Origin of the sequence: Archangium violaceum, assembly GCF_016887565.1 — a bacterium.
Lineage (GTDB): Bacteria > Myxococcota > Myxococcia > Myxococcales > Myxococcaceae > Archangium > Archangium violaceum_B.
This window is the reverse complement of the sequence record NZ_CP069396.1, coordinates 2,248,221-2,274,459: the sequence shown is the minus strand read 5'-3', so window position 1 is coordinate 2,274,459 and position 26,239 is coordinate 2,248,221. Positions and strand designations below refer to the sequence as shown.

Genomic DNA, 26,239 nt, shown 5'->3' with positions numbered 1-26,239 from the left:
GACCAGCGCCTCACAGCCCGAACCCACTCCCATGCGACGCCGTCGTACGGCGTATGCAGTGTGGGAGCTGACCCTCAAGTGCAACCTCGCCTGCAACCACTGTGGTTCGCGAGCGGGGAGCCAACGGGAGAACGAGCTGACGACGGACGAAGCGCTGGACCTGGCGCGGCAGCTCGCCGAGGTCGGTATCACCGAGGTGACCATCGAGGGCGGTGAGGCCTTCCTGAGACCCGATTGGTTGCAGATCGCGCAGGCCATCACCTCCCATGGGATGACCTGCTCGATGACCACGGGCGGTTACGGCATCTCGCGCGAAACGGCGCGCAAGATGAAGGAGGCGGGCATCAACCAGGTGTCCGTCTCCGTGGATGGGTTGCAGGCGACGCACGATCGGATCCGCGGCCGGGACGGCTCGTTCTTCTTCTGCTTCCAGAGCTTCCGTCACTTCCGCGACGCGGGCCTGCTGTACACGGCCAACACCCAGGTGAACCGCTTGTCCGCGCCGGAGCTGCCCCAGCTCTACGAGCGCCTGCGGGACGCGGGGGTGAAGGGCTGGCAGATCCAACTCACCTCGGCCATGGGCAACGGCGGGGACAACATCTGGATGCTGCTCCAGCCGGCCGAGCTGGATGCCTTCTACCGGACGCTGGCGCGGGTGGCCCTGCGCGCGCAGGCGGAGGGCGTCATCTCGGTGCAGCCGGCCAACGACATCGGCTACTTCGGGCCGTACGACGACGCCATCTTCGCCAAGAGCCCGGGGCAGATCTGGACGGGCTGCATGGCCGGCATCTCCGTGCTGGGCATCCACGCCGACGGCTCCATCAAGGGGTGCCCCACCCTGCCGGCGGAGTACATCGGCGGCAACATCCGCAAGCAGCCGCTCAGTGAGATCCTCCAGTCGCGCGAGCTGACCTTCAACACCACCGCCGGCACGGACGAGGGCGCCGCCCATATGTGGGGCTTCTGCGGAAGCTGCCGCTATGCCGAGGTGTGCCGGGGCGGATGCAGCCAGATGGCCAGCGTCCTCTTCAACCGGCGCGGCAACAACCCGTACTGCCACTCCCGCACGCTCGAGCAGGCGCGGCGCGGGGTGCGCGAGCGGGTGGTGCGCGACGTCCCCGCTCCCGGCCAGCCGTTCGACCATGGAGTGCTCCGCCTCGTGGAGGAGCCGGTGGACGCGCCCTGGCCCGAGGGCGATGACCTGCACTTCACCTACGACCGAGTGCAATGGCCCGCCGGGTGGGAAGCCTGGCCGGTGCCCGAGCCCAAGCGCTCCGTGGCGTGAAGCAGTGGGCGCCCATCCTCGAGGGCACGCGGGCTGAGCGGGCCCTGGCCTTTCTCCGGGCCGTGGCCGAGGCGTTCGACGCCCCGGCGCCCGAGGACCGCGCTCTCTCCGCCACCTGCGTCGTGAGGAGCCAGCAGGCCCTGTGGTGGCACTACCTCGCACGCGCCTTCCCGGACGAGGGCCACGAGGAGCGGCGGAATGCGTGCCTCGACGAGGCCATCGACGCGCTCCGCTCGGCCGGCCTGGGCCCGGCGCTCCACGAGGGGCTCACCGGCGTGGCCTGGGTGGTGGAACACACCTGGGGGCGGGAATCCCAGGAGGTGGACCTCAACGCGAACATCGACGGCGTGCTGCTGGAGACGCTCGCCGTGCCGCGCTGGGAGCGGAAGTACGATCTCATCTCCGGCCTCGTCGGCCTGGGCGTCTACGGCCTCGAGCGGCACCGGCGTCCCCAGGGGCACGCCCTGGTGCAGCGGGTGTTCGAGCACCTGCGTGCACTCGCCGAGCCCCAGCCAGAGGGATGGAGCTTCCGGACGCCACCCCAGCTGCTCGCGCCCGAGCGCCAGTCACGCTACCCGGAGGGGTGTCAGGATCTCGGGGTCGCGCATGGGGTGCCGGGAGTCATCGGCTTCCTGGCGCGGGCGCGGAGCTTCGGCGTGGGCGGTGAGGAAGGGCGTCAGTTGCTGGAAGGGTGCGTGCGCTGGCTGCTCGCGCGGCGCCTCTCGGAGGAAGAGGCACCCGGTGGCTTTCCGGCCCTCCTCGCACCTGGAGCGCCCCGCGAGCCCGCGCGCAGCGCCTGGTGCTACGGGAACCCCGGCATCGCCGTCACGCTGCTGATGGCCGCGCGCCACCTGGGGGAGTCCTCCTGGGAGGAAGCGGCGCTCGCGGGAGCCCGCCGTGCCGCCACCCTCGCTCCCGAGAAGACCGGCGTCGTCGATGCGTTCCTCTGCCATGGCGCGGCCGGATTGGGACACCTCTACAACCGCCTGTACCAGGCCACGGACGAGGCCTTGTTCCTCGATGCGGCGTGGGCCTGGTTCGACCGGGCGCTCGACCTGTGCGGACCCGAGGTGCCGCGGGAAGAGCGCCTGCTGACGGGGACCACGGGCATCGGGCTGGCCCTGCTCTCGGCCGTCACGCCGCTGGAGCCCGAATGGGACAGGCTGCTGCTGATGGACATTCCATGAGGAACGCCTCCGCTTCCGCCCGGCCCGCGGGCTTCTTCGTTCTCCGGACGCCCCTGCTCCCCTTCGACGAGCTGGTGCGCTGGGGAGAGGGACTCTCCGGCGTGAGGGCGCTCGCCGAGCCGGGACGGCTGGGGGATGCACTGGCCGCGGACAGGGCCCTGCTGCGCGCGCGGCTCGCGGCACTCGTGGACCGGCCCGAGGTGCGTGAAGCGCTCTTCGTCGCCTCTCCCGGCCTGGAGGCGCACCTGGCGCGCTGGCGCGAGGCGGCGGACAGCAGGTCCGGCCTCCAGGTGGAGCGCGCCCTGGTGCGCTACGTCCAGCGCATGGCGGCCCGGGCGACGCCCTTCGGCCTCTTCAGCGGCAGCTCGAGCGGAAGGGTGGGAGCCGACACGCGGCTCTCGCTCGCCGGGCTCACCGACTACCAGCGCCGGACGCGGCTCGACATGGGCCTGCTCGTGGTGCTCTCCGAGTCATTCGCGCGGGAGCCAGCACGGCGGGAGCGCCTCATCTGGCGGCCCAACTCGAGCCTGTACCGCGCCGCTGGCCAGCTCCGCTTCTCCGAGGTGCTCCCGAGCACATCGGGACAGGAGGGGCGCGCCTATCGCGCTACTTCCCTGACGCCCTCGGAGTACCTTGAGCTCGCGCTGGAGAAGGCCCGGCACGGAGTGCTTCGCGGCGCGCTCGCCGAGGCCCTCACCGCGCACGATCCCGACATCGAGCTGGAGGACGCGGAGCAGTTCATCGACAAGCTCATCGACAGCCAGGTGCTGGTGCCAGACCTCGAGCCGCCGGTGACTGGCATCGATCCGGCTCTGGCGCTCGTGCGAGAGCTCCGGGGCGGACCACCGCTCGAATCCGGCATCGACGCGGCGGCCGTCCTCGAAGAGGCCCGCGTGGCACTGGAAGCCCTCGACCGGGAAGGGCTCGGTGTCCCGCCCGCGCGGTATCACGCCGCCACGAGGCCGCTGGAAGCCCTGCCAGCGCCCACGGGCGGGCAGCCCGTGTTCCAGGTGGACCTGGTGAAGCCGGTGCGGGAGGCAAGGCTGGGCCCGAGGGTCCTCGAGGAGGCGCTCGCGGCCGTCGAGCTCCTGCACCGCATCTCCCCTCGCCAGGAAGACGCCCTGCTGCGCTTTCGCACGGCCTTTCGCGAGCGCTACGAGCGGCGCGAGGTGCCCCTCCTGGAGGTGCTCGACGCGGAGTCCGGCATTGGATTCCCGGACGATGGAGAGGCCCCAGCCGTCGAGGCCGCGCCGCTGCTATCGGGGTTGGAGCTGGACCCGGAGGACGCGAGCCCCACCATGCCCTGGGAGGAGCGTCACACCTTCCTCCAGCGCAAGCTCCATGACGTCCTGCGCTCGGGTGCGTCCGCGCTGGTGTTGGAACCCGAGGACCTCCAGGCACTGGAGCAGAAGGAGCGGCTGCCGCTGCCCGCGGCCTTCTCCATGGCGGCCACGCTCGCCGCCGCCTCCGAGGCCGCGTTGGATGGCGGGGAGTTCCAGCTCTGTGTGCACTCGGTGAACGGACCCTCGGGAGCCAACGTGCTCGCCCGCTTCTGCCATGCCGATGCGGGCCTGGCCGACCACGTCCGGGCGCTGCTCCGGGCCGAGGAAGCCCATCATCCCGAGGCCCTCCACGCGGAGCTCGCCCACCTCCCGGAGGGGCACGTGGGCAACGTCCTCCTCCGGCCCCTGCTGCGTGAGCACGAGATTCCGTTCCTCGGCCGCTCCGGTGCGCCGCCCGAGCAACAGATTCCGCTCGGCGAGCTGCTCGTGTCCGTGGTCGGAGATCGGGTGGTCCTCCGCTCCGCGAGGCTGGGCCGCGAGGTCCTTCCGCGTCTCACCACCACGCACAACGTCAAACGAGGCCTCCCGGTCTACCGGTTCCTGGGCGCGTTGCAGGGGCAGGGGGTGGCCGCCAACCTCCGCTGGCGCTGGGGGCCATTGGAGGGCGCGCCATACCTCCCGAGGGTCGTCTCGGGGCGGCTCGTCCTCTCCCTGGCGCGCTGGTGGCTGCCGGAGCAGACACTGCACATGTTGGGCTCCACGAGCGGCGAGCCCCTCTTCCGAGCCGTCCAGGCGCTGCGCGAACGGCTACGGCTCCCCCGGTACGTCGCACTCGAGGAGAACGACCAGCGCCTTCCCGTCGATCTCGACAATCTCCTGAGCATCGAGGCATTCGCCCAGCGGGCCAGGGGCCTGCGTCAGGCACGGCTGGTCGAGCTGTTCCCCGGGCCGGATGCGCTCCCCGTCCAGGGGCCGGAAGGGCGCTTCGCCCACGAGCTCGTCATTCCGTTCGTGCGCACGCAGGAGCCCGCCCGGACCGCCCGTGAGGTGTCGGTTCCAGCCCGGACTCCCGCCTCCAACCTCCCGCGCCAGTTTCCTCCCGGCTCGGAGTGGCTCTACGTGAAGCTCTCCTGCGGCCCGGTCACCGCGGACCGCGTCCTGCGCACCGTGGTGGCGCCACTGGTGGAGAACACCCTGGACTCCGGCGCGGCCGATGGCTGGTTCTTCATCCGCTACCGGGACCCCGAGTGGCACCTGCGCCTGCGCTTCCACGGAGAGCCCCGGCGGCTCCTGGGCGAGCTGCTGCCCGCGCTCCACGAGGCCACCGCGCCGCTGCTCGCCGATGGCCGGATCTGGCGCGTGCAGCTCGATACCTACCAGCGTGAGGTGGAGCGCTACGGCGGCGAGACGGGCATCCTCCTCGCCGAGCAAATCTTCCAGATCGACAGCGAGTCGGTGCTGGCACTCCTCTCCAGCCTGGGAGGAGCCGTGAGCTCGCCGTGGCGCTGGCGGCTCGCGTTGAGAGCCATTGATGCGCTCTGGGAGTCGCTCGGGCTCGACCTGGCCGCACGCGGCGAGCTGGCCCGAGACCTTCGAGCGGGCCTCTGGAAGCAGCTCCGTCCCAAGACCTCACTGGAGCACCAGCTCGGCGCCCGTTACCGCCAGGAGCGCGCGGAGCTCGAGCCCCTCTTCGCGCCCGGCCCCCTCGAATCGCATCCGCTCACGCCCGCGATGGACATCCTCCGCCACCGCTCCGAGCGGCTGGCCCCCATCGCCGCGGCGCTCCACGAGGCGGAGAGCTCAGGCCGGCTGGGCGTGCGCATTCCCGAGCTGGCGGCCGTCTTCGCCCATATGCAGACGAATCGCCTCCTGCGCGCGGCGGGGACACGGGAGGAGCTCGTCTTCTACGACTTCCTCTCCCGCCTATACGCCTCGCGCATGGCCCGTGGAGCCCGGATGGTGACGTCGAACGATTGAGCCGGGGCCGGCCTACTCCAAAGGGTCGAACCGCACGTCGTGGCGCTCCGCATCGCTGGCGGCGAAGTCGAGCAGCCGTGCTCCCTCGTCGTTCAAAGCGCTACGGGTCTGCTTGGACAGCCTTTCAAAAGGCTGGATGTGAAGGGTCGCGATGTCCCGGTCGCGGTGGATCCGCCAGATTCCGCGGACGAAGCCGTCCACCAGGATGGTGGACCGCACCAGACCATTCTTGGTGAAGACCCGCGCACGAGCCTCCTCCGAGAGGATGCGGGAGCGATCCGCGTATGACAGCAAGACGTTGTCGAACTCGGGAAGGAAGCGGGGCGCAACTTCCGTGTCCGGATCGGGAAGTGCGGCGTCGGGCACGTCGAACAACTCCTGACCGTGCTCGTCCCGGAAGGTTCGCAGTCGCGGCCGCAGCCGCTCCATGGCGTCGCGCGCACCCACCAGGCCAGACCAGGTCTGCACGTCCTGGACCGTGGCCGGACCGAACGCGGCCAGATAGCGCTTGATCAGTGAATCCAGCGAGGACGCGGGCTCGAGAGCGCGGCCCAGCCAGCTCTCCGCCGGAATGAGGGCTGCGGGCTTGTGGGAGTCCCAGGTACCGGCGGGCGGCACGTGGATGAGCGGCTGGAGGTTGCGGACAGCGCTGGCGAGCACAGCCGCATCACGGCCGGGCCACCTCGCGCGCAGCAGCTTGCCCAGTTCCGCGCTGGTGCGCGGCTGTTCCTCGAGCAACTCCCGGCCCACGGCCGCTACCTCGTGGGCATCCAGACCCTCGAACCGACGACCGTAGGCTCCGTTGTGAAGACGCTCCAGGACCGGCTGCAGCACCGGGCGCAACTTCAGGAAGTCACGCGCGGTGACCAGATGCAGCGTCCCGCGCATCAGGGCCGATCGCACCACACGCCGGTCTTCCATCAAACGCGTCAGCGCGTCGAGCCGGATGCCTTCCAACCGTGTCCAGAGGCCCACGTAGGGTGGATTCGGCGCCTGGGCCTGCAAGCCCACCAGATGCTCGATGGCCGCGGGAATCGAAAGCTTCCCACGCTGGAGCAACAGCTGCCGCTCGAGCAACGCCCGGTTGAGCGCGCGCTGACCGAGCACGGTCACCACGCCCTCTCCGCCTCCAATCCCGCCGCTCCGACCTCGTGAAGTCCTTCGCATGCCATTCATCCCGCGCCGAGTGAACCACACTTTCTCCTGCCGGAGCTCACTTGCGGGCCTGCGCGTCCTCCTCGCCGAAAATCAGGCTGATGCCCAGCTCGAGCTGGCTGTCCAGAGCGCCCAGGAAGCTCTGGAAGTCTCGCGCGGAAAGCCCCAGCCGCGCCTGCAGCCGACGCCGGGTCTCGTTGAAGACCGTCTGCCGCACACTCTTCAACCAGCGAGAGACCGTGGACTGGTTCACGCGAAACAGCGCTCCCAGCTCGACCGTCGACAGCTGGTCCACGACATGGAGCCGCAACAGGTGCCGCTCATCCATCGACAGCGCGGCGAAAGCCTCGCGGACAGCCTGGCGGAACTCGGCGTGATGGCGCCGCCGGATGAGGTCCAACTCCACATCTCCCGGCGCTGGTAGCGACTCGAGCACCTCCACCACGCCCTCGTCAGGCGCGGGCTTGTCCAAGCCACACACCCTGAGGGCAATGCGCACCGCGGTGATTCGCACCCAGCTCAACAACGAACCCTGGCCCGTGTAGTCATTGAGCCGGGGCGCCCCCTCGGGGGTGTGGACCAGGAGCTTCACCCGCGTCAGCTGACAGACCTCGTCGATGATTGCCGCTGGCTGCCTCAAGTATCCAAGCAGCCCTGGCAACCTCGACAGGTAGTGTCTATCAAAGGCCACGGTAGCCTCGGCAATCCCCTGCACACACGCACACGCGAGATAGAGTTCTGGCAAGGACAGTTGTTCGAGCCGAGGCCCGATCTGCCCGTCGGAACCCGCCTCCGGCAGCCGCTCGGCCAGGTGTCGGATGAACCTCTCGGCGGGCAGCTCCACCTCTGGCCACTGGGCGCGGGCATCCTCCCACACGCGGCGCAGCAGGCCCTCCAGTGCGTCGGCCTCCGCGGATGCCTCGAGGCGCCCTCCCGTGTGGGCGAGAAACGTGGCGACCAGTTCCGACGGCTGTGTCATGATCCACAGCCTAGCATCCCGTCTCGCCGCACCATGAGCCGGGTCCCGCTGAACAACCCTTGAGTCCTCACCGGAATCCACGTCGATGAGCTCCGTGAGACCGAAAGACTCACCCAAGGCCGGACCCGACAAGGGCGACTGCCTCACCGACGAGCTGATGGTGGAGCTGATGGAGGGCCGGCTGCCGGAAGAGCAGCTGGCGCGCGCCCATCGCCACGCCGCCCAGTGCAATGATTGCCGTGCCCTGCTCGCCACGGTCGCGCGCGGCGGCCTGGCGGTGCAAGGCGTTCCCCCCGAGGCGAAGAAGCAACCCCTGGACGACAGCACCTCCACGATGGAGAGAGCGGATCCGGGCGGCAGCACCGCGCCCGGTGGAGCGCCGCCAGACAGCAATCCCTGGTTTCCTCCCTCCCGGTTCGACGAGTTCTGCCTCATGCGCCCCATCGGCCGAGGCGGCATGGGCGTCGTCTACCTGGCGCAGGACACCTCCCTGGAGCGGCTCGTGGCGGTGAAGTTCATCGCCTCCGAGCACCCCTCCCCCCAGGTCCGCGCGCACTTCGAGGCCGAGGCCCGCGCCATCGCCCGCCTGCAGCATCCCAATGTCGTCACCGTCTTCCGCGTCGGTGAAATCGAGGGGCACGCGTACATCGTCTCCGAGTATGTCGTTGGTCAGAGCCTGGCGAAGCTGCCCCGACCGGTGCCCTGGCGGCGGGTGCTCACGCTGGGGCTCGGCCTGGCCCGGGGGCTGGCGGCGGCGCATCGCCACGGGGTGCTGCACCGCGACATCAAACCTTCCAACGCCCTCGTCACCGAGCAGAGCGACGTGAAGCTGCTCGACTTCGGCCTGGCCGAGCGCTTCGACCGTAGCGCCGACTCGCTGCGCTCGGGCGAACCGCTCTTCGCGGGCACGCCGCGCTACATGGCCCCCGAGCTCCTGAGCGGCGATTCGGCCACGCCTCGCAGTGACATCTATTCCCTGGGCCTCGTGCTCCATGAGCTGTGCACGGACCGGCTGCCACGCGCCCAGGAGGAGCTGCTCGCCCGCCTCAGCCGCCGGGCTCCCGCCCAGGAGCCGCACGACGCCCCTGTACCGGCCGGGCTCGCCGAGGGCATGGATCCGGACTTCGCCGCGCTCATCCACCAGTGCCTGGCGCCCGACCCCTCCGAGCGCTTCGCCTCGGCCGAACGGATCTGCGAGTTGCTGGAGCGGCTGGAGAAGGACAACGCGTCCGCGCCCCTGGCCACCGGCAATCCCTACCGCGGCCTCGCCCCCTTCGAGGCCAACCACCGGGCGCTCTTCTTCGGACGCGACGACGACATCCGCGCCCTGCTCGAGCGCCTCCAGCGCCAGTCCCTGGTACTCGTCGCCGGGGACTCCGGGGTGGGCAAGTCCTCGCTGTGCCGCGCTGGCGTGCTACCCCGGGTGGCCCTCGGCGAGCTGGACCAGGGCCGCGAGTGCACCACGGTGACGCTCTGCCCCGGCCGCCGCCCGCTGCAGTCCCTGGCCGCCGCGCTCGCGCCCCTGCTGCGTCGCAAGGAGGCCGAGCTCTTCGAGGCATTCTCCTCCACTCCCACCGGCTTCGGGCAGGCGCTGCGCGAGGCGCACGAGGGCCGGCGCGCGCTCCTGCTGTTCATCGACCAGCTCGAGGAGCTCATCACCCTGGCCGAGCCCGAGCAGGCGGAGCGCTTCGCCCTGCTGCTGGGCGAGCTGGCCCTGCCCTCCGCCGGGGTGCGCGTGTTGCTGGCGGTGCGCGGCGACTTCCTCACACGCGTGTGCGCACTGCCAGGGCTGGGCGACGAGGCCGAGCGGGGACTCTACATCCTGCGGCCGCTGAGCGCCGAGGGCATGCGCGAGGCCATCGTCGGCCCCGCTCGTGGCCAGGGCGTCGTCTTCGAGTCCGACGAGCTCATCCAGACACTCATTTCGTCCACGGCGCAGGGCGCGGGCAGCCTGCCGCTGCTCCAGTTCGCGCTCACCGAGCTCTGGCGGCGGCACGATCCGGTGCACGGCCGCATCACCCGGACGGCCCTCGAGGAGATGGGCGGGGTGGCCGGAGCGCTGTCGCGGCACGCGGACGGGGTGCTCGCGCGCCTCGATCCGGCCGGGCTGCAGGCGGCACGGCGGCTGCTGCTGCGGCTGGTGACGGCCGAGGGCACGCGCGGAGAGCGGGGTGAGCGGGAGCTCGGCACGGCGGAGGACGCGGCCACCAGCGCCGCCCTGCGCGTGCTCGTCGAGGGCCGGCTGCTGCACGCGAGCACCGCGGCGGGCGAGGCCCGGTATCAAATCGCCCACGACTCGCTCCTCACCCGCTGGGGCACGCTGCGCAACTGGCTCGACAACGACATCGGCCACCGCGCGGTGCGCCAGCGCATCGAGGCGGCGAGCGCCGAATGGGAGCGCCTGTCGCGTCCCCGGGAGGCGCTGTGGGGCCAGCGTCAGCTCGACGAGGCCCACCCGCTGGACGCCTCCACGCTGGGGGGGCGCGAGCGGGCCTTCCTGCTCGCCTCCTCCCGCGCCGCGAGGCGCCAGCGCTGGGGACGGCGCCTGGTCCTGTTGCTGGTACTGCTCGCGCCCGCCGTCATCTATGGCGCCCTCCGCCTGAGGGAGTACCTGGCCGACGTGAGCTTCGTCTCCGAGCGTCTCCAGGAGGCACGGGAGGCGCTCGCCATGGGCCGTACCCTCGGGGCGCAGGTGCAAGCACGCCGGGAGGAGGCACTCGCGCAGTTCGACGAACAGCCCATTGCCTCCTCACCCCTGGCCGCGGCACCGGGTTCCCAGTACTCCCGGCCCACCGCCGAGCAACGTTGGAGTGAGACACTCGCCCTGCTCACACAGGCGGAGGGTGCCTATGCTCGCGCCACCCGCGCCCTGGAGCGGGCGCTTGAGCGCGGGCGCGCTCAGGGCCAGGCGCGCCAGTTGCTTCTGGAGGCCACCTATGAGCGCCTGCTGCTCGCCGAGAGCTTCCACCGGCAAGGTGCGCAGGAGGAGCTGCGACAGCGCCTGGAGCACCTGATCGAAGATGCCAGGGATGGAGCGCAGTGGCGGCAGCGGGTGTCGGCCCCAGCCGAGCTCGAGCTGGTGACCGAGCCCCCTGGCGCGAAGGTCGCCATCGAGCGCTACGTCAGCGACGCCCAGGGGGTGCTGCGCCGCGAGCCCGTCAGCGAGCTCGGTCCCACGCCCCTCTCCCCCGCGTCGCTCCCCGCGGGCTCCTATCACCTGCGCGTGACGCGTCCTGGCCGTGCACCCGTCGACCTGCCCCTGCTGCTCACGCGCGGCGGGCGCGAGCGGCTTCACCTCGTGCTCCCCGAGGCCGTGCCCGAGGGCCATGTCTACATTCCTCCCGGCTGCTTCCTGCTGGGCAGCGCCGACCCGGAGCAGGTTCGGCTCTTCATGACCGCCGCGCCGCTGCACCGCGTCTGCTTCGGCGAGGGGTACCTCATCGGGCGCAGGGAGGTGACGTTCCAGGACTGGCTGGACTACCTCGACACGCTGCCCCCCGGGGCCGAGGCCCGGCGCGTCCTCGAGCAGCCACATTTCAGCACCGCCGGCGCCGTCACCCTGCGGCAGCAACCAGGAGGAGGCTGGACCTTTTCCTTCCGCCGCTCCAGCGACCTCGTCCTCACAGCACACGAGGGGGAGCCGATCCGCTACCCCGGCCGCGAGGAGCGACAGACGGTGGATTGGCGCAAGCTGCCCCTGACTGGCGTCTCGGCCGATGACCTCCAGGGGTACTTCTACTGGCTCGACCAGTCCGGGCGGCTGCCCGGGGCGCGCCTGTGCAGTGAGCGCGAATGGGAGCGCGCCGCCCGGGGCGCCGACGGCCGCACCTACCCTCATGGCGACCGACTGGAGCCCGACGACGTCAACATCGATGTGACGTACGGGCGGAGGTCCTTCGGACCCGACGAGGTCGGCGCCCATCCGGCCTCGGCGAGTCCCTTCGGTCTGCTCGACATGGCGGGCAACGCGTTCGAGCTGACAAGGCCGGCGACGGCGGACCTCGGCCGCATCGTCCTGCGTGGAGGCGCCTGGTACTACGACCAGTTTGGCGCCCGCGTCGCCAACCGCACGGCGGGCGATCCGACCCAGCGTGACGTCCTCATTGGCGTGCGCGTCTGTGCGCCATTCGCCCCTCGGCCGTAGCAGGTACGAATTCGTGCATAGCCCGCCGCGTGCCTGTGTCTAGCCCAACAGAAGGGAGGACACTGGCCTGCCGCCAGCGCTCCCCACGGGAGGAATGCCATGAAGAGCGTGATGAGGAAGTCCGTACTTGGCGGCTTGTTCCTTGTCCTCGCCGGGCCCGCGTTTGCCGGCGAGCCGAGTGCCCCCACGCAGAAGAAGCCGGGCCCGGGGCTGGCCGTGGCCCCGGTGTCCGAAGCCGAGCGGTACGCACGGCGCTGCCAAGACCGTACATCCAACCGGGCCGTGTGGCCCCAAGGCACCATGCTGTGGGGTACCCGGCGTGTTTGGGGCGACCGGCATGAGCCCGACGAGCGGCGCAGCGTGCTCGTCTCGGTGGACCTGGCCCCGTTGAAGCCGGTGTCTCCCAAGGTGCCCTCGCTGCGGCTGGAGGGAGGGCGGCTGGTGGCCTCGCCCGAGGCATCCCGGAGCCTGGTGGGGACGGTGCTCCAGGGCACGTCCAGCGATGGCAAGCCGGTGGAGGTCGCGGTGTGCGGCGCGGAGCCCTCGCCAGCAGACTCGGAGCTGGTGTGGTACCGCATTGAGGCGTGGAATTCGCGGGCCCAGCGGTGGGAGAACCCCTGCGTGGGCACCAGCCAGATACCCGACCCGCGGGCGTTGGCGGTGAGCGGGGTGTGGGACGCAAGCGGAGCGCACCAGGGGGTGGAGGGCAAGTTCACCCTGGCGTGCGAGAATGGCGTCATCACCAAATGCATCAACTGGGGCTACAAGCCATGGGCGAGCCACGACGGGCACTCACTGGCCGAGCTCCACCAGGCGTGCACGCGCATGGCTCGCGCGGACTACTGCGGCAATGGCCAGAGCCATACGCGCCAGGACACCCCCATCGACATGTTTGACACGCTGGGGGTGCTCGCGCCCACGATGGAGCGCTCGGCCGTGTGGGACCCGGAGCGAGCCTCGTTCGAAGCGACCTGGGCCGCCGACGGCGCCTCCTGCATGGCTCGCACCCGGGACAGGCGCGCGCTCGAGACGGTCCTGCGGGAGTGCCCCGGGCGTTTCCAGACGGGTCAGGCAGTGGAGTTGGGCAACGGGGACCGATGCACGGTACAGCGCGCGGGGGTGAGCCCCGGGGCGGCGCTGCTGCGCAACCGGGCGTACTGAACCAGGCGCACCCTTCTGGCCCAGGAGGGTGGACCTGCTGTTGAAACGAGCTTTGACAGACCCGGAATTGAAATACGGAGAGCCAGCATGTGGCGGATACTCGGATGGATGACAGTGGTCGTTCTGTACTGTGCTGCGGGTAAGGCAGCGGGAGAGGAGCAGCTGGAGCCACGGCTGTCCAAGGCACGGACAGCATTCGAGGAGGCGACAAAGCTTCAGAAGGCTGGCAAGTACACTGAGGCAATCACCAAGGGGGAGCAGGCGCTCACGCTTAGAGAAGCCGTACTCGGGGACTCGCACCTGGAGGTGGCTGCGAGCCTGAGCCTGCTGGGCGACTTGTATCTGAGGCAGGGGAACCATGCCCGTGCAGAGCCGCTCCTTCAGCGTGCACTCGCCATTCGAGAAGCGATCCTCGGCCCGCAGCACCCCGACGTCGCCTCCTCGCTCAACAACCTCGCCATACTCTGCGGGATGCAGAGTATGTACAGCCGCGCCGAGCCTCTATTTGAGCGCGCGCTCGCCATTCGAGAAGAGTCTCTCGGCAAGCAGCACCCTGACGTCGCCTCCTCGCTCAACAGCCTCGCCCGCCTCTACAAGGAGCAGGGGTTGTACAGCCGGGCCGAGCCTTTGCTGGAGCGCGCGCTCGCCATCAATGAAGCGGCCCTCGGCAAGCAGCACTCTGCCGTCGCCGTAACACTCAACAATCTCGCCATGCTCTACAGTGGCCAGGGGTTGTACAGCCGAGCCGAGCCGCTGTATGAGCGCGCGCTTGCCATTTGGGAAGCGGCCCTCGGCAAGCAGCACCCTTACGTCGCCTCCTCGCTCAACAATCTCGCCATCCTCTACAGGGAGCAGGGGTTGTACAGCCGGGCCGGGCCTTTACAGGAGCGCGCGCTTGCCATTTTCGAGGCGACTCTCGGCAAGCAGCACCCTGACGTCGCCTCCTCACTCAACAACCTCGCCATCCTCTACGCAAAGCAGGGTTTGTACAACCGGGCCGAGCCTCTGTATGAGCGCGCGCTCGCTATTCGAGAGACAGTCCTTGGCAAGCAGCACCCTGGCGTCGCCGACTCGCTCGACAGCCTTGCCATCCTCTACGAGGAGCAGGGTTTGTACAGCCGGGCTGAACCTCTGTATCAGCGCGCGCTCGCCATCCGAGAAGCGGCCCTCGGCAAGCAGCACCCTTACGTTGCCCAAACGCTCGACAACCTCGCCATCCTCTACAGAAAGCAGGGTTTGTACAGCCAAGCCGAGCCACTGTATGAGCGCGCGATTGTCATCTTTGAGGTGGCCCTCGGCAAGCAGCATCCTGACGTCGCCTCCTCGCTCAACAACCTCGCCAACCTCTACAGGGATCAGGGTTTGTACAGCCGGGCTGAACCTCTGTATCAGCGCGCGCTCGCCATTCTGGAGACAGCCCTCGGCAAGCAGCACCCTGACGTCGCCTCCTCGCTCAACAACCTCGCCAACCTCTACAGGGATCAGGGTTTGTACAGCCAGGCCGAGCCACTGTATGAGCGCGCGCTCGCCATTCTGGAGACAGCCATCGGCAAGCAGCACCCTGACGTCGCCTCCTCGCTCAAAGGCCTCGCCCAACTCCGCCTCTCCCGGAATCAACGTGTCCAGTCCGTCGCTCTCCTCACGCGCGCCTTCAGCATCTCCGAGTTGCGCCTGCGCCAGGAGGGACTCGACCTTTCCGAGTCGCGTCTGACGAGTTTCCTGCAACTTCTCCGCTCCGAGGAGGACTTCCTCTACTCCCTGCTGCGCAAGCACCCTGGTGATGCCAGCGTGCGGCGCTTGGCCCTTTCCTCCGTCCTGCTGCGCAAGGGCCGCTCCATCGAGGAAACCGCCAACACATCCCGCACCATCTACTTCGGCCTCGGCGAGGAGGACCGCAACACCTTCGAGCGGCTGCGGGGACTGCGCACCCAACTCGCCACCCTGTCGCACCAGGGCCCCGGTTCCTCCTCCCCCGCTGACTACCAGCAGCGCCTTAAATCTCTGACCGAACAAGGGGACGCCCTTGAAACCCAAATCGCCAGACACTCCGCCCCCCTCCGTGCCCTCACCGCTCTCCCCGGCCCCGAGCAAATCGTCGACCGCGTCGCCTCCTCACTCCCCAGAGACGGCGCCCTCGTCGAGTTCGTCGCCTACACGGACCGCCCGGTGGTGCCCAAGCCCGGCACGCCCGAGTCCCAAGTGCCTGGTGAGCTTCGCTACCTGGCATTCGTGCTCCTTCCCAACGCCACCATCCGCACCGTCGACCTCGGACCCGCGGCTGCCATTGACCAGGCCGCTTCCTCCTTTCGAGACGCACTGGCCAGCAGAGATGCGGCCTGGCTGGGCCCCGCCCAGGCCCTGCACGCCCTGGCCTTCCGCCCCCTGCGGCCCCTGCTCGGCAACGTCCGCCACCTCCTCCTCTCACCGGATGGCCAGCTCAACCTCGTCCCCTTCGCCGCCCTCCACGACGGCAAGGGCCTCCTGGTGGACTCCTTCCACTTCACCTACCTCACCTCCGGCAAGGATCTGCTACCCCGTCCCCAGGACATTCCTCCCTCTCGCTCCGTCGTCGTCCTCGCGGACCCGGACTTTGGCGCCTCTCCCTCCACGGCCTCCGACGCACCGCAACACCCCTCCTCGCTGGCCCCGCGCTCCTCGTCCGCCGAGCGTTTCTTCTCCACCCTCCGAGCCGACCTCGCCTCTCGCACCTGGGTGCCCCTGCCTGGCACCCGTCAGGAAGCCGAGGCCATCCAACAGCTGCTCCCCCAAGCCCAGCTCTTCCTCGGCTCCGCGGCTTCCAAACAACGACTGCTTTCACTCCCAACCCCAGGCGTCCTGCATATCGCCACCCATGGCTTCTTCCTCGAGGACTCCGCCACGCCCGAGTCCTCTCGCGCCGTCGTCCACTCCGGCGCCCTCTCGGGGGACTTCTCCACCCAACACCTGCCAGACCCTCTGTTGCGCTCCGGTCTCGTCCTCTCCGGCGCGACCACCCAGGAGCCCCACTCCCCTGACAGCTCCCTCGTCACCGCGTTGGAGCTCGCGAGTCTGGACCTCTGGGGCACCGAGCTGGTCGTCCTCTCCGCCTGCGAAACCGGTCGTGGTGACGTCAAGCTCGGCCAGGGCGTCTATGGCCTGCGCCGCGCCCTCATCTCCGCGGGCGCGGAGACGGTGGTGAGCAGCCTATGGAAGGTGAATGACGACACCACCCATCAGCTCATGCAGGGCTACTACCGGCACCTGCTGGCGGGCAAGCCACGCGTCTCGGCACTGCGCGAAGCCATGTTGGAGTTGCGCCAGCTCCATCCTCACCCCTATGCCTGGGCTCCCTTCATCGCCCTGGGGCGGGATGCTCCGCTTCGCTCACTCGAGCCGCTCACTCCGCGCCCCCAGGAATGAGCAGGTTCCGCTCACCCGCTCTCCACCTCGGAGGCCCGCAGGGTGATGCAGTCGGAAGCCTCGTCCAGCGACACCTGGGGCACGGCGCGCACGGCGGTGGCCAGCTGTTCGGCGGAGAGCCCCAGCTGGCGCACGAGCCGCTCGCACAGGGGCCTCCACGGCGCCGTGCGCTCCTCGCCCGACACCGCCGTGCCATGGAAGTTCAGGTGCAGCAGCACCTCGCGCGCCAGATGGGCTGCGTCCACCTCCGCGGCCAGCACGCTCGTCCTCCGGTCCACGTCATGGAAGCGCCGGGCCAGCGAGCGCACCACCCGGTTCATGATGAACGTCATCTGCAGTTCCTGCTCCAGCGCGTCGCGGCCCACCTCCGAGACGACCGTCTCCTCCAGCGCCTCCACCGTCGCGGTGCGCACCTGCGAGGCGAAGATGGCCGTCTCCCCGAAGATGTCCCCCGGCCCCATCTCGCGCAGCACCTGCCTCCGCCCTCCCACCAGCTTGTACGCCACGCACCGCCCCCGGTGGATGACGTAGGCCCGCTCTCCCTTCTCCCCCTCGCGGACGATGACCTGTCCCGCCCCGAAGGCCCTCAGCGGATAGCGCCCCACTCCCCGTATGTAGGACTCCACGTCCTCCTGCAATGACTCCACCCGGGGGTGGCGCTCCTCCTGCCCGAACGACAGAGCCCGCATGGCGATGGCGCACAACCACCTCGGCAGCCGCCTGTCCGGAGCCATCTGCTCCGGAGGCGTCACCTCCGCGTAGAGCGAGCGCCTGTAGGCCTCCTTCCCCGTGGAGTCCGAGTAGGGCCGCCGGCCCGTGAGGATGCGGTAGAGGATGGCCCCGAGGGCGAAGATGTCCGTGCGAGCATTCACCGCCTGGTGGTGACCGCGCGCCTGCTCGGGCGCCATGTACCCCGGTGTCCCCATCACGTTGCCCGTGCGCGGAGAACGCCGCTCCTCGGGGCCGACGGTGACGGGGCGCTCACCCATCTCGTTGAGCAGCGAGATGCCCCAGTCCATCACGTACACCTGGCCATGGCTGCCCACCATGATGTTGGAGGGCTTCAGGTCACAGTGCACGACGCCCCGGCTGTGCGCGAAGGCCACCGCGTCACACACCTTGAGGAACACCTGCAGCACGCGGAACAGCCGCGCCTCGTCCTCCACGTCGAAGTCCGGGTCGCGCAGGATGACATCCAGCGTGCTCCCCTCCACCAACCGCATGGAGAAGTAATGATCGCCGTTGGACGCCAGGCCCATCTCGTGCACTGGCGGGACATGCGGGTGCTCGAGCTGCGCCGTCACCTGCGCCTCCGCCTGGAAGCGCCGCACCGCCTCCGGGTTCTCCGCCAGCTCTGGGGCGAGCACCTTCACGGCCAGCTCGCGCCGCAGCCGGGTGTCCCGCGCGCGCCTCACCCGGGCCATGCCACCCTGGCCCAGCTCGCCCAGATCCTCCAACCCCTCACCCCACGAGGGACCCATCGGCTTCTCGTCCGTCATTCCCGCGCCTCCTGGGGGCACCCTTCACTCCCCTAGGACGACCAGAAGGCCCGTCCGTGACGCACTGAAAGCTCGTACCCGGGGGGTGTTCCGCCGGGCCCTCGGGGAATGGCAGAGTGCGCCGGCCCCGAGAGGAACCCCATGAAGCCCCGATCACCCGTGCTCGTCCTCGTCCGCCATGGAGAAACCGCGTGGAGCCGCAGTGGCCAGCACACCGGCCGCACGGACATCCCCCTGCTGGAAGAAGGCCGCCACATGGCCACCGAGCTGCGCGAGCCGCTGCACGCCTGGAGCTTCGCCGCGGTGTGGACCAGTCCCCTGAGCCGCGCGAGCGAGACGTGCGCCCTGGCCGGCTACGGCGACGTGGCCGAGATGCGCGCGGACCTGATGGAGTGGGACTACGGCACCTTCGAGGGCAAGACGAAGAGCGAGATCCGCGCCGCCAGCCCCAACTGGACCATCTGGACGGACGGCGTGCCGTGCGGTGAGTCGGCGCGCGACGTGGGCGCCCGCGCCGACCGCGTCATCGCCGAGGCCCGCGCGGTGGAGGGCAACGTGCTCCTCTTCGCCCATGGCCACCTGCTGCGGGTGCTCACCGCGCGCTGGCTGGGCCTGCCTCCCTCCGAGGGACGCCTCTTCACCCTGAGCACCGCCTCCATCAGCGTGCTCGGCTTCGACAGCGAGGGGGACCAGCAGGTCCTCCAGCTCTGGAACGACACCACCCACCTGCGCGGCTGAGGCCAAGACGCCCCATGCACTCCGTGACCCTTCGCCCGCCCCCATTTTGACATTGATTTTCAATCTCGCTATCAGGCCTCTCCATTCGTCGGACAGACACGCGGCCGCCCCAGAGCGCGGCCCGAGTGCAAGAGGGGCACACATGAAGAAGCACGGTTGGATGGCACTGGTGGCGGGAGCGCTGGTCTCCACGGGCTGTGGCGAGGAGCCGCTGGAGGAGGCGCGGGCGCGGCCGGTGGTGGAGCGGTACGCGGCGCTGGTGAACGAGAACTACACGGACGCGGTGGAGAAGGCGCGGGCGCTGCAGACGGCGGTGAACGTCTTCGTGGCGGACCCCACCGAGGCGAAGCTGGCGGCGGCGCGCAACGCGTGGCTGGCGGCGCGTCCCGCGTACGGACAGAGCGAGTCCTTCCGCTTCTACGGCGGCCCCATCGACGACGAGGACACCGGCCCCGAGGGTCGCATCAACGCCTGGCCGCTGGACGAGGCCTATATCGACGCGGTGGAGGGCTCGCCGACGGCGGGCATCATCAACGCCACGGACAGCTACGCCCAGCTGGACGAGGAGCTGCTCAAGTCGCTCAACGAGCGCGACGGTGAGACGAACATCGCCACCGGCTACCACGCCATCGAGTTCCTCCTCTGGGGCCAGGACCGGAGCGAGACGGGTCCGGGCAACCGGCCGGCCTCGGACTTCGTGGACGGGGGCACGGCGCCCAACGCCGCGCGCCGCCGCACGTACCTGAAGCTCGCGACGGACCTGCTGGTGAAGGACCTCGAGTCGGTGCGGGCGCAGTGGACGCCGGGCTCGGACAACTACGCGAAGCAGTTCATCGCCCTGGACGCGGAGGAGGCCGTGCAGCGCATCCTCACTGGCATGGGCAGCCTGAGCGGCGCCGAGCTGTCCGGCGAGCGGATGACGGTGGCCTACGACAACAAGGACCAGGAGGACGAGCACTCCTGCTTCAGCGACAGCACGCTGGCGGACCTGTACGCCAACGCGGTCGGCATCCAGAACGTGTACCTGGGGCGCTACGGCGGCCAGGACGGCGCGGGTCTGGACGAGCTGGTGGCCCAGGTGGACCCGGCGCTGGACAAGAAGATGAAGGAGCAGCTGCAGGCCAGCCTGGACGCCATTCAGGCGATCCCCGGCCCGTTCGACCAGGCCATCCTCGGTGCGGAGAATAGCCCCGGCCGTCAGAAGGTGAAGGCGGCCGTCGAGGCGCTGAAGACTCAGACGGAGACGCTCGTCGACGTGGCCACCGCGCTCGGCATCGAGCTCAACCTGGAGTGATGAACATGCGGCGCACGATCAGTCTGCTGCTCCTTCTCGCCTGCGCCTGCGGTGAGGAGGGGCCGGAGCCGGGCGAGGAGCTGTCCGGCGGTGAGACCACTGTCCACGACACCACGCGCAACGCCTTCACCCTGGCGGCGCGCAACCTCCAGGGCGAGCGGCGCGATGCCTTCTTCGTCGGCAACGCGCTCTTCAATCGCAACTGGGTGACGGCGCCCTCCTCCACCGAGGGACTGGACGGACTGGGGCCCACCTTCAACGCCCCCTCGTGCGCCGCATGTCACTTCAAGGACGGGCGCGGCAAGCCCCCGACCGAGCCGGACGAGAAGCCCCTGTCGCTCCTCTTCCGGCTCAGCATTCCCGGGCAGGACGCCCACGGCGGACCGGTCGGGGACGCGACCTACGGCGGTCAACTCCAACCCCAGTCCATCCTCGGTGTGCCGGCCGAGGGACACGTGGCCCTCTCGCACACGCCGCGCGAGGGCAGCTACGGGGACGGGACGGCGTACACGCTGGAGGAGCCGCACTACACGCTCGTGGACCTGGCCTTCGGCCCGGCGCACCCGGAGCTGATGATGAGCCCGCGCGTGGCACCGGCCATGGTGGGCCTCGGCCTGCTGGAGGCCATTCCGGACTCGGCGCTGGAGGCGCTCGCGGATCCGGACGACAAGAATGGGGATGGCATCTCCGGCCGCATCAACCATGTCTGGGACGTGGAGCACGGCGAGGTGCGCGTGGGCCGCTTCGGCTGGAAGGCCAACCAGCCCTCCCTGCGCCAGCAGAACGCGGGAGCCTTCCGGGGGGACATCGGCATCACCTCGGACCTGTTCCCCGAGGAGGAGTGCACCGCCGCGCAGCAGGTGTGCCGGGAGGCTCCCTCTGGAGGCGTGCCCGAGCTGGAAGCGCAGAAGCTGGAGCAGGTGACGTTCTACACGCGGATGCTGGCGGTGCCCGCGCGACGGAACGTGGACGAGCCCGAGGTGCTGCGCGGGCGGCGCCTCTTCCGCGAGCTGGACTGCGCGGTGTGCCACGTGCCGCGTTACGAGACGGGCACGCTGGAGGATGCGCCGGAGCTGTCGAAGCAGGTCATCTTCCCGTACACGGACCTGCTGCTGCACGACATGGGGCCTGAGCTGGCCGACGACCGCCCGGACTACGAGGCCACGGGGCGTGAGTGGCGCACGCCGCCGTTGTGGGGTATCGGGCTGGTGGAGACGGTCAACCGTCACACGCGTTTCCTGCACGATGGCCGCGCGCGCTCGCTGGAGGAGGCCATCCTCTGGCACGGCGGCGAGGCCGAGCGCTCGCGGGAGCGCTTCCGCAACCTGTCCGCCACTGATCGCGCGGCACTGCTGCGCTTCCTGGAGTCGCTGTGAGCCCCCTCTTCCGCCGTGTCATCCCCGCCGCCGTCCTGCTGTCGCTCGCGCTGGCGAGCTGCGGTGATTCCCAGAACACCGCCCTGCGCTCCGCCTTCCTGAAGGAGCTGGGCAGCGACGTCATCCTCCCCACGTACCGGGACTTCGACACGCGCGCCGAGGCGCTGGCCGGAGCGCTGGCGACGTTGGAGGCCACGCCCACGGAGGCGACGCTCACCGCGGCCCAGTCCGCGTGGCGGGCCGTTCGCATCCCGTGGTCGACGCAGGAGTCCTTCCACGTCGGACCCTCGGAGGAGCTGCACACGGGAGCTGCCGTGGATCAGGTGCCCAGCACGACGGGCATCGACAGCCTGCTGGCGGGGAGCACGCCGCTCGACGAGAACACGGTCGCGGAGCTGGGGGCGAACCGCAAGGGCATGCTGGCGATGGAGTACGTGCTGTTCGACGCGGAGGGAGGCAACGCGGCGGTGCTCTCGCGGCTCACGGCGGAGGGGAACGCGGGCACGAGGCGCCGGGCGTACCTGAAGGCGCTCGGGGCGGTGCTGAGCAAGGACGCCAGGGCGGTGCGCACGGAGTGGGAGCCGGAGCAGGGCAACTTCATCGCGCAGCTCTCCAGCGCGGGGAGCAGCGGGAGCAAGTACGCCACGCAGAAGGACGCGGTGGACGAGGTGGTCAACCGGCTGATCGCCAGCGTGGAGACGGCGGAGCTGAAGCTGTCGAAGCCGCTCGGGTTCGACACGGGAGGCACCATCCGTCCGGACCAGGAGGAGACGCGGCGCAGCGACAACACGCTGAAGGACCTGATGGACACGCTCCAAGGAATGGAGCGCGTCTGGCTCGGACCGAACGGGGACGGAGGCCTGTCGCGGGTGGTGTCAGCCAGCAACAAGGACCTGGATGAGACGGTGCGAGGGGACCTGGCGGCGGTGCGCACGGCACTGGAAGCCATTCCGCCGCCACTGCGCACGGCGCTCTACAACCACCGCGAGTCGGTGGAGAGCGCCCGAGCGGCCATCGCCAACCTGAGAGCCACGCTCACCTCGGAAGTAGTGGCGAACCTGGGCGTGACGCTCAAGTTCAACGACAACGATGGTGACTGAGAGCACCACTCCCCTCTCCCACCGGGAGAGGGGCGGGGGTGAGGGTAGCGCGGACCCCGGCTTCTCCCTCCGCGCGACCCACCAACGGCTCCGCGAGGCCCTTCTGGGGCCCGTGGATGCAGCCTCACTCGTGGCATACCGGGTCACCTTCGGACTGTTGATGGTGATCGCGGTGGCGCGCTTCTTCGCGTACGGGTGGATCCACGACCACTACCTGGCGCCGCGAGTGCTCTTCCCCTTCACGGGTTTCGAGTGGATCCGCCCGTGGCCGGGGGTGGGCATGTACATCCACTTCGGGCTGATGGGGCTGGGAGCGCTGGGCATCGCGCTCGGGGTGGCGTACCGGGTGAGCGCGCTCACGTTCCTGCTCACGTTCACGTACGCGCACCTGATCGACAAGACGTACTACCTGAACCACTACTATTTCATCTCGCTGGTCGGGCTGGTGCTGGTGCTGCTCCCGCTGCACACCCCCGGAGCGGCGCGAGCATGGTGGCTGTGGCTGCTGCGGGCGCAGGTGGGCCTCGTGTACTTCTTCGGAGGCGTGGCCAAGCTGAAGAGCGACTGGCTCATCCACGCGCAACCAATGAAGAGCTGGCTGGCGGCGAGCACGGATCTGCCGGTACTCGGCCGGCTCTTCGAGCAACCCTGGGCGCCGCATGCCTTCAGCATCGCGGGAGCGGTGTTCGACCTGTGCGTGGTGCCCGCGCTGCTGTGGCGGCGCACGAGGTGGCTGGCCTACGCGGCGGTGGTGGGGTTCCACGTCATCACCCGGCTGCTCTTCCCCATCGGCATGTTCCCGTGGTTGATGATCGCGGGCGCCCTGCTCTTCTTCCCGCCCGACTGGCCGAGGCGGCTCGCGAGCCGCGTCCTCCGCCGGCCGGTGCGCCCCCCCGAGCCCCAGGTCGCACAGGCACCGCCCTCGAGAAGCGCGTGGGTGGGGCCGGCGCTGGCCGTGGCCTTCATCGGGATGCAGTGCCTGCTGCCGTTCCGGCACCTGCTCTATCCGGGAGAGGTGATGTGGACGGAGGAGGGCTTCCGCTTCTCGTGGAACGTGATGCTGATGGAGAAGGACGGCCTGGCCGAGTTCCGCGTGACGGAGCCCGGCACCGGGAAGCGCTGGGTGGTGTCGCCGAGGGAGCACCTCACGCCCTTCCAGGTGAGGATGATGGCCACGCAGCCGGACATGCTGCTGACGTTCGCGCACTACCTGGCGCGCCACTTCGCCGAGCGGGGACACCCCGGGGTGGAGGTGCGGGTGGATGCCTTCGCGAGCCTCAATGGCCGGCCGCGCCAGAGGCTCGTGGATCCCACCGTGAACCTGACCACGGTGGGACCGTGGGACGATCTCCACGGCTGGGTGCTACCCTTCCGGGAAGTGGCGCCGCCTTGAATCAGAGGCCATTCCCGCGACGCGCGAGCACCACGCCCGCGGGCGACACGGCATAGGACTCGAACCAGCCGGGGATGCGGTTCCTCGTGCCGCCGCACCTGTCGAAGCGCTCGTCCACGTAGACGTAATACAGGCCCCGCCACCGGGTGACCCGGACATCCAGCGCCTCCGCCGGACTCGGGCACCTGGCGAAGAGCTCGCTCTGGGGCCCGAGCGACTGGACGACCTCACGAATGACGACACTGGCTGCGAGCGCCGCCCCTCCATCCATGGCGCCCAGGTTCGAGACCTCCGAGATGTCCTTCCTGCCCGGCCACGAGATGTTCCCTCCAGGCTTCTGGGAGGGGGCGGAGCTGGAAGGGGTGACACAACCCACGCAGCAGAGGACGGACAGCACCTGGAGGAGCGGGAGGCACCAGCGGGACACAGGACGAGTGATGCGCTTCATCATGGGCCACCTCCATCAACGAGACGTGAGCATCATCCGATAAGCGCCCCTCATCGAGCATCATGAGGGGGCCCTCTCTTCTTCATGATTTCGTCATGACGCCGCGTATGTCTTGATGCCGAAGACTCACGAGGAGGTAGGCCGATGGACACGTGGCGTCAGCTCTCGACCCTGCTCGGAATCGAGCACCCTCTCATCCAGGCTCCGATGGCGGGAGGCAGCACGACGCCGGAGCTGGTCGCCGCCGTCTCGAACGCGGGCGGGCTGGGCTCGGTGGGAGCCGCCTACCTGAAGCCTGAGGACATCGTGCGGTTCGGCCAGCGGGTGAGGGAGCTCACCGACCGGCCCTACTCCATCAACCTCTTCGCGCCCCAGCCCTCTCCCGGCGAGGTCGACCCGAGCCGGATGCTGGCGGTGCTGGCCCGGCATCACCAGGAGCTCGGGCTTCCGCCGCCTCGGCCACCGACCTCGCCCTTCCCTCCCTTCGAGGAGCAGGTGGACGCCGTCCTGGAGACGGGGGTCCGGCTCTTCAGCTTCACGATGGGAATTCCGCCGCCCGCGGAGCTCGAGCGGCTGAAGGCGCGGAAGATGGTGCTCATGGGCACCGCCACGAACGTGCGTGAAGCGAAGCTGCTCGAGGCCGCGGGGGTGGACGTCATCGTCGTGCAGGGCAGCGAGGCGGGCGGACACCGGGGCACCTTCGCGGAGCCCTTCGACGCCGGGATGGTGGGCACCATGGCCCTGGTCCCCCAGGTGGTCGACGCCGTGCGCCTGCCGGTGGTGGCGAGCGGGGGCATCATGGACGGGCGGGGGATCGCCGCCGCGCGCATGCTCGGGGCCAGTGGCGTGCAGCTGGGGACGGCCTTCCTGCGCTGTCCGGAATCGGGTGCCTCCGCCGCCTACAAGGCCGCGCTCCGTGCGGCGCGGGACGAGTCGACCCTCATCACCCGGGCCCTCTCCGGCCGGCCGGCGCGCGGCCTCCCCAACGTCCTCACGGAGGAGCTCGGGAATTCGGAGGACATCCTCCCCTTCCCCCTCCAGCACGCGGCCACGAGCCCGCTGCGGAGCGCAGCGGCGGCCCGGAACGACCCCCGCTTCATGACGCTCTGGTCGGGCCAGGCCGCGCCGCTTTCCCAGGAGCTTCCCGCGGCGGAGCTGGTGCGGAAGCTGATCGCGGACTCCGCGCGGCTGCTCGGGTGACCAGCGGCCGACCCGCCGGGCGCTCGTGCTTTTCAAGAGCGTGCACCCACTCCACCCAAGATCTTATGAAGGGGGTGCACAGGCGCTCAGGCCGCCCAGGGAGATGACATGTTCCGGATCGAGACAGAGAAAGACCTCCTGCAAGCATTCCGCCCGAGAGACCGGAAGACGCTCGAGCTCCCCGAGGGCATCAAGTTCCCGCTCTTCGTCCGCGACTACCTGGCGTGGACCGAGCCCGCTGGGACGCGCGTCTTCCTGATGCTTCCCTCGCCGGGCGACAGCAGGCGGCCCATGGGTATCTCGTTCCGCCGGGACTCTCAGGGCGGTGGGCCGGGCTCCTGCATGTGCGACTGGTGCCACTCGTACGGAGCGGCGGACGAGATCGGACTGCTCACCACGGACGTGAACTCGAAGCGCCGGGTGGGCATCAACCTCTGCATGGACCTGCGCTGCAAGGAGAAGCTGGAGTCGGTGGCGGACCGGTCCGGCCGGCACCCGCTGGAGCTCATGCAGCCGCTGATGGAGCGCATGGTTCGCTTCGCGCGCGAGGCGCTCGGCGTCGAGACCGTTCCGCGCGACTGAACGCCCGGGGCCCGGCGAGGTGCACGGGCCCCGCTCCGG

17 protein-coding genes are annotated in these 26,239 nt (G+C 69.8%); 13 read left to right on the top strand and 4 right to left on the bottom strand.

Translation table 11 applies throughout. The annotated features are described in order from the left end of the window. Nucleotides 1-31 precede the first annotated feature (31 nt). Genes JRI60_RS09555 through JRI60_RS09545 form a run of 3 tightly spaced genes read left to right on the top strand, consistent with a single transcriptional unit; the run spans nucleotide 32 to nucleotide 5,732 of the window. Nucleotides 32-1,285 carry a radical SAM/SPASM domain-containing protein gene (locus tag JRI60_RS09555; RefSeq protein ID WP_204225533.1) on the top strand — a complete coding sequence of 418 codons (1,254 nt, stop codon included), beginning with the start codon at nucleotides 32-34 and terminating at the stop codon, nucleotides 1,283-1,285. Then, nucleotides 1,282-2,472 carry a lanthionine synthetase C family protein gene (locus JRI60_RS09550; RefSeq protein ID WP_204225532.1) on the top strand — a complete coding sequence of 397 codons (1,191 nt, stop codon included), beginning with the start codon at nucleotides 1,282-1,284 and terminating at the stop codon, nucleotides 2,470-2,472. Before JRI60_RS09555 ends, JRI60_RS09550 begins: the two co-directional genes overlap by 4 nt. Next, nucleotides 2,469-5,732 carry a lantibiotic dehydratase gene (locus JRI60_RS09545; protein WP_204225531.1) on the top strand — a complete coding sequence of 1,088 codons (3,264 nt, stop codon included), beginning with the start codon at nucleotides 2,469-2,471 and terminating at the stop codon, nucleotides 5,730-5,732. The genes JRI60_RS09550 and JRI60_RS09545 overlap by 4 nt, the downstream gene beginning before the upstream one ends. A 12-nt stretch (nucleotides 5,733-5,744) precedes the next feature. Here JRI60_RS09545 and JRI60_RS09540 read toward each other — a convergent pair whose 3' ends face one another. Further along, nucleotides 5,745-6,848: a winged helix DNA-binding domain-containing protein gene (locus JRI60_RS09540; protein ID WP_239470435.1), complete on the bottom strand. Its 1,104-nt coding sequence runs from the start codon at nucleotides 6,846-6,848 to the stop codon at nucleotides 5,745-5,747. A 97-nt stretch (nucleotides 6,849-6,945) separates the two neighbouring features. After that, complete coding sequence (locus tag JRI60_RS09535) at nucleotides 6,946-7,866, bottom strand: sigma-70 family RNA polymerase sigma factor (protein ID WP_204225529.1); 921 nt, start codon at nucleotides 7,864-7,866, stop codon at nucleotides 6,946-6,948. A gap of 94 nt (nucleotides 7,867-7,960) precedes the next feature. Here JRI60_RS09535 and JRI60_RS09530 point away from each other — a divergent pair, with 94 nt between their 5' ends. The 3 genes from JRI60_RS09530 (at nucleotide 7,961) to JRI60_RS09520 (ending at nucleotide 16,570) form a co-directional block, all read left to right on the top strand. After that, a complete protein-coding gene (locus JRI60_RS09530; RefSeq protein ID WP_343213398.1) occupies nucleotides 7,961-12,010 on the top strand; it encodes a bifunctional serine/threonine-protein kinase/formylglycine-generating enzyme family protein in 4,050 nt (1,349 codons plus the stop codon). A gap of 99 nt (nucleotides 12,011-12,109) precedes the next feature. Next, complete coding sequence (locus tag JRI60_RS09525) at nucleotides 12,110-13,171, top strand: ADYC domain-containing protein (protein ID WP_239470434.1); 1,062 nt, start codon at nucleotides 12,110-12,112, stop codon at nucleotides 13,169-13,171. 87 nt (nucleotides 13,172-13,258) lie between these two features. Continuing rightward, nucleotides 13,259-16,570: a CHAT domain-containing tetratricopeptide repeat protein gene (locus tag JRI60_RS09520; RefSeq protein WP_204225527.1), complete on the top strand. Its 3,312-nt coding sequence runs from the start codon at nucleotides 13,259-13,261 to the stop codon at nucleotides 16,568-16,570. Nucleotides 16,571-16,581: 11 nt separating this feature from the next. On the opposite strand, the gene JRI60_RS09515 is transcribed toward JRI60_RS09520, so the two are convergent. After that, nucleotides 16,582-18,069 (bottom strand): serine/threonine protein kinase, encoded by a 1,488-nt coding sequence (locus JRI60_RS09515; protein ID WP_204225526.1) that lies wholly within the window; start codon nucleotides 18,067-18,069, stop codon nucleotides 16,582-16,584. A 141-nt stretch (nucleotides 18,070-18,210) separates the two neighbouring features. Between JRI60_RS09515 and JRI60_RS09510 the strand changes: the two genes are divergently transcribed. The 5 genes from JRI60_RS09510 (at nucleotide 18,211) to JRI60_RS09490 (ending at nucleotide 23,970) form a co-directional block, all read left to right on the top strand. Next, the gene (locus JRI60_RS09510; protein ID WP_204225525.1) at nucleotides 18,211-18,807 is read left to right on the top strand and encodes a histidine phosphatase family protein; all 597 of its coding nucleotides are present in this window, start codon (nucleotides 18,211-18,213) and stop codon (nucleotides 18,805-18,807) included. A 142-nt stretch (nucleotides 18,808-18,949) separates the two neighbouring features. Then, entirely contained in the window at nucleotides 18,950-20,101 is a 1,152-nt protein-coding gene (locus JRI60_RS09505) for an imelysin family protein (protein ID WP_204225524.1), read from the top strand. 5 nt (nucleotides 20,102-20,106) lie between these two features. After that, on the top strand, nucleotides 20,107-21,477 hold the full coding sequence (locus JRI60_RS09500) for a di-heme oxidoredictase family protein (RefSeq protein ID WP_204225523.1): 1,371 nt from the start codon (nucleotides 20,107-20,109) through the stop codon (nucleotides 21,475-21,477). After that, nucleotides 21,474-22,577: an imelysin family protein gene (locus JRI60_RS09495; protein ID WP_204225522.1), complete on the top strand. Its 1,104-nt coding sequence runs from the start codon at nucleotides 21,474-21,476 to the stop codon at nucleotides 22,575-22,577. The genes JRI60_RS09500 and JRI60_RS09495 overlap by 4 nt, the downstream gene beginning before the upstream one ends. A 130-nt stretch (nucleotides 22,578-22,707) precedes the next feature. Next, nucleotides 22,708-23,970 (top strand): HTTM domain-containing protein, encoded by a 1,263-nt coding sequence (locus JRI60_RS09490; RefSeq protein ID WP_204225521.1) that lies wholly within the window; start codon nucleotides 22,708-22,710, stop codon nucleotides 23,968-23,970. Between the two features lies 1 nt (nucleotide 23,971). Here JRI60_RS09490 and JRI60_RS09485 read toward each other — a convergent pair whose 3' ends face one another. Continuing rightward, nucleotides 23,972-24,421: a hypothetical protein gene (locus JRI60_RS09485; protein ID WP_204225520.1), complete on the bottom strand. Its 450-nt coding sequence runs from the start codon at nucleotides 24,419-24,421 to the stop codon at nucleotides 23,972-23,974. 141 nt (nucleotides 24,422-24,562) lie between these two features. On the opposite strand from JRI60_RS09485, the gene JRI60_RS09480 reads away from it, so the two are divergent. Both JRI60_RS09480 and JRI60_RS09475 read left to right on the top strand, forming a co-directional pair. Beyond that, nucleotides 24,563-25,618 (top strand): NAD(P)H-dependent flavin oxidoreductase, encoded by a 1,056-nt coding sequence (locus JRI60_RS09480; RefSeq protein ID WP_204225519.1) that lies wholly within the window; start codon nucleotides 24,563-24,565, stop codon nucleotides 25,616-25,618. Between the two features lie 108 nt (nucleotides 25,619-25,726). Further along, nucleotides 25,727-26,200 (top strand): FBP domain-containing protein, encoded by a 474-nt coding sequence (locus JRI60_RS09475; protein WP_204225518.1) that lies wholly within the window; start codon nucleotides 25,727-25,729, stop codon nucleotides 26,198-26,200. The last annotated feature ends 39 nt before the right edge of the window (nucleotides 26,201-26,239 follow it).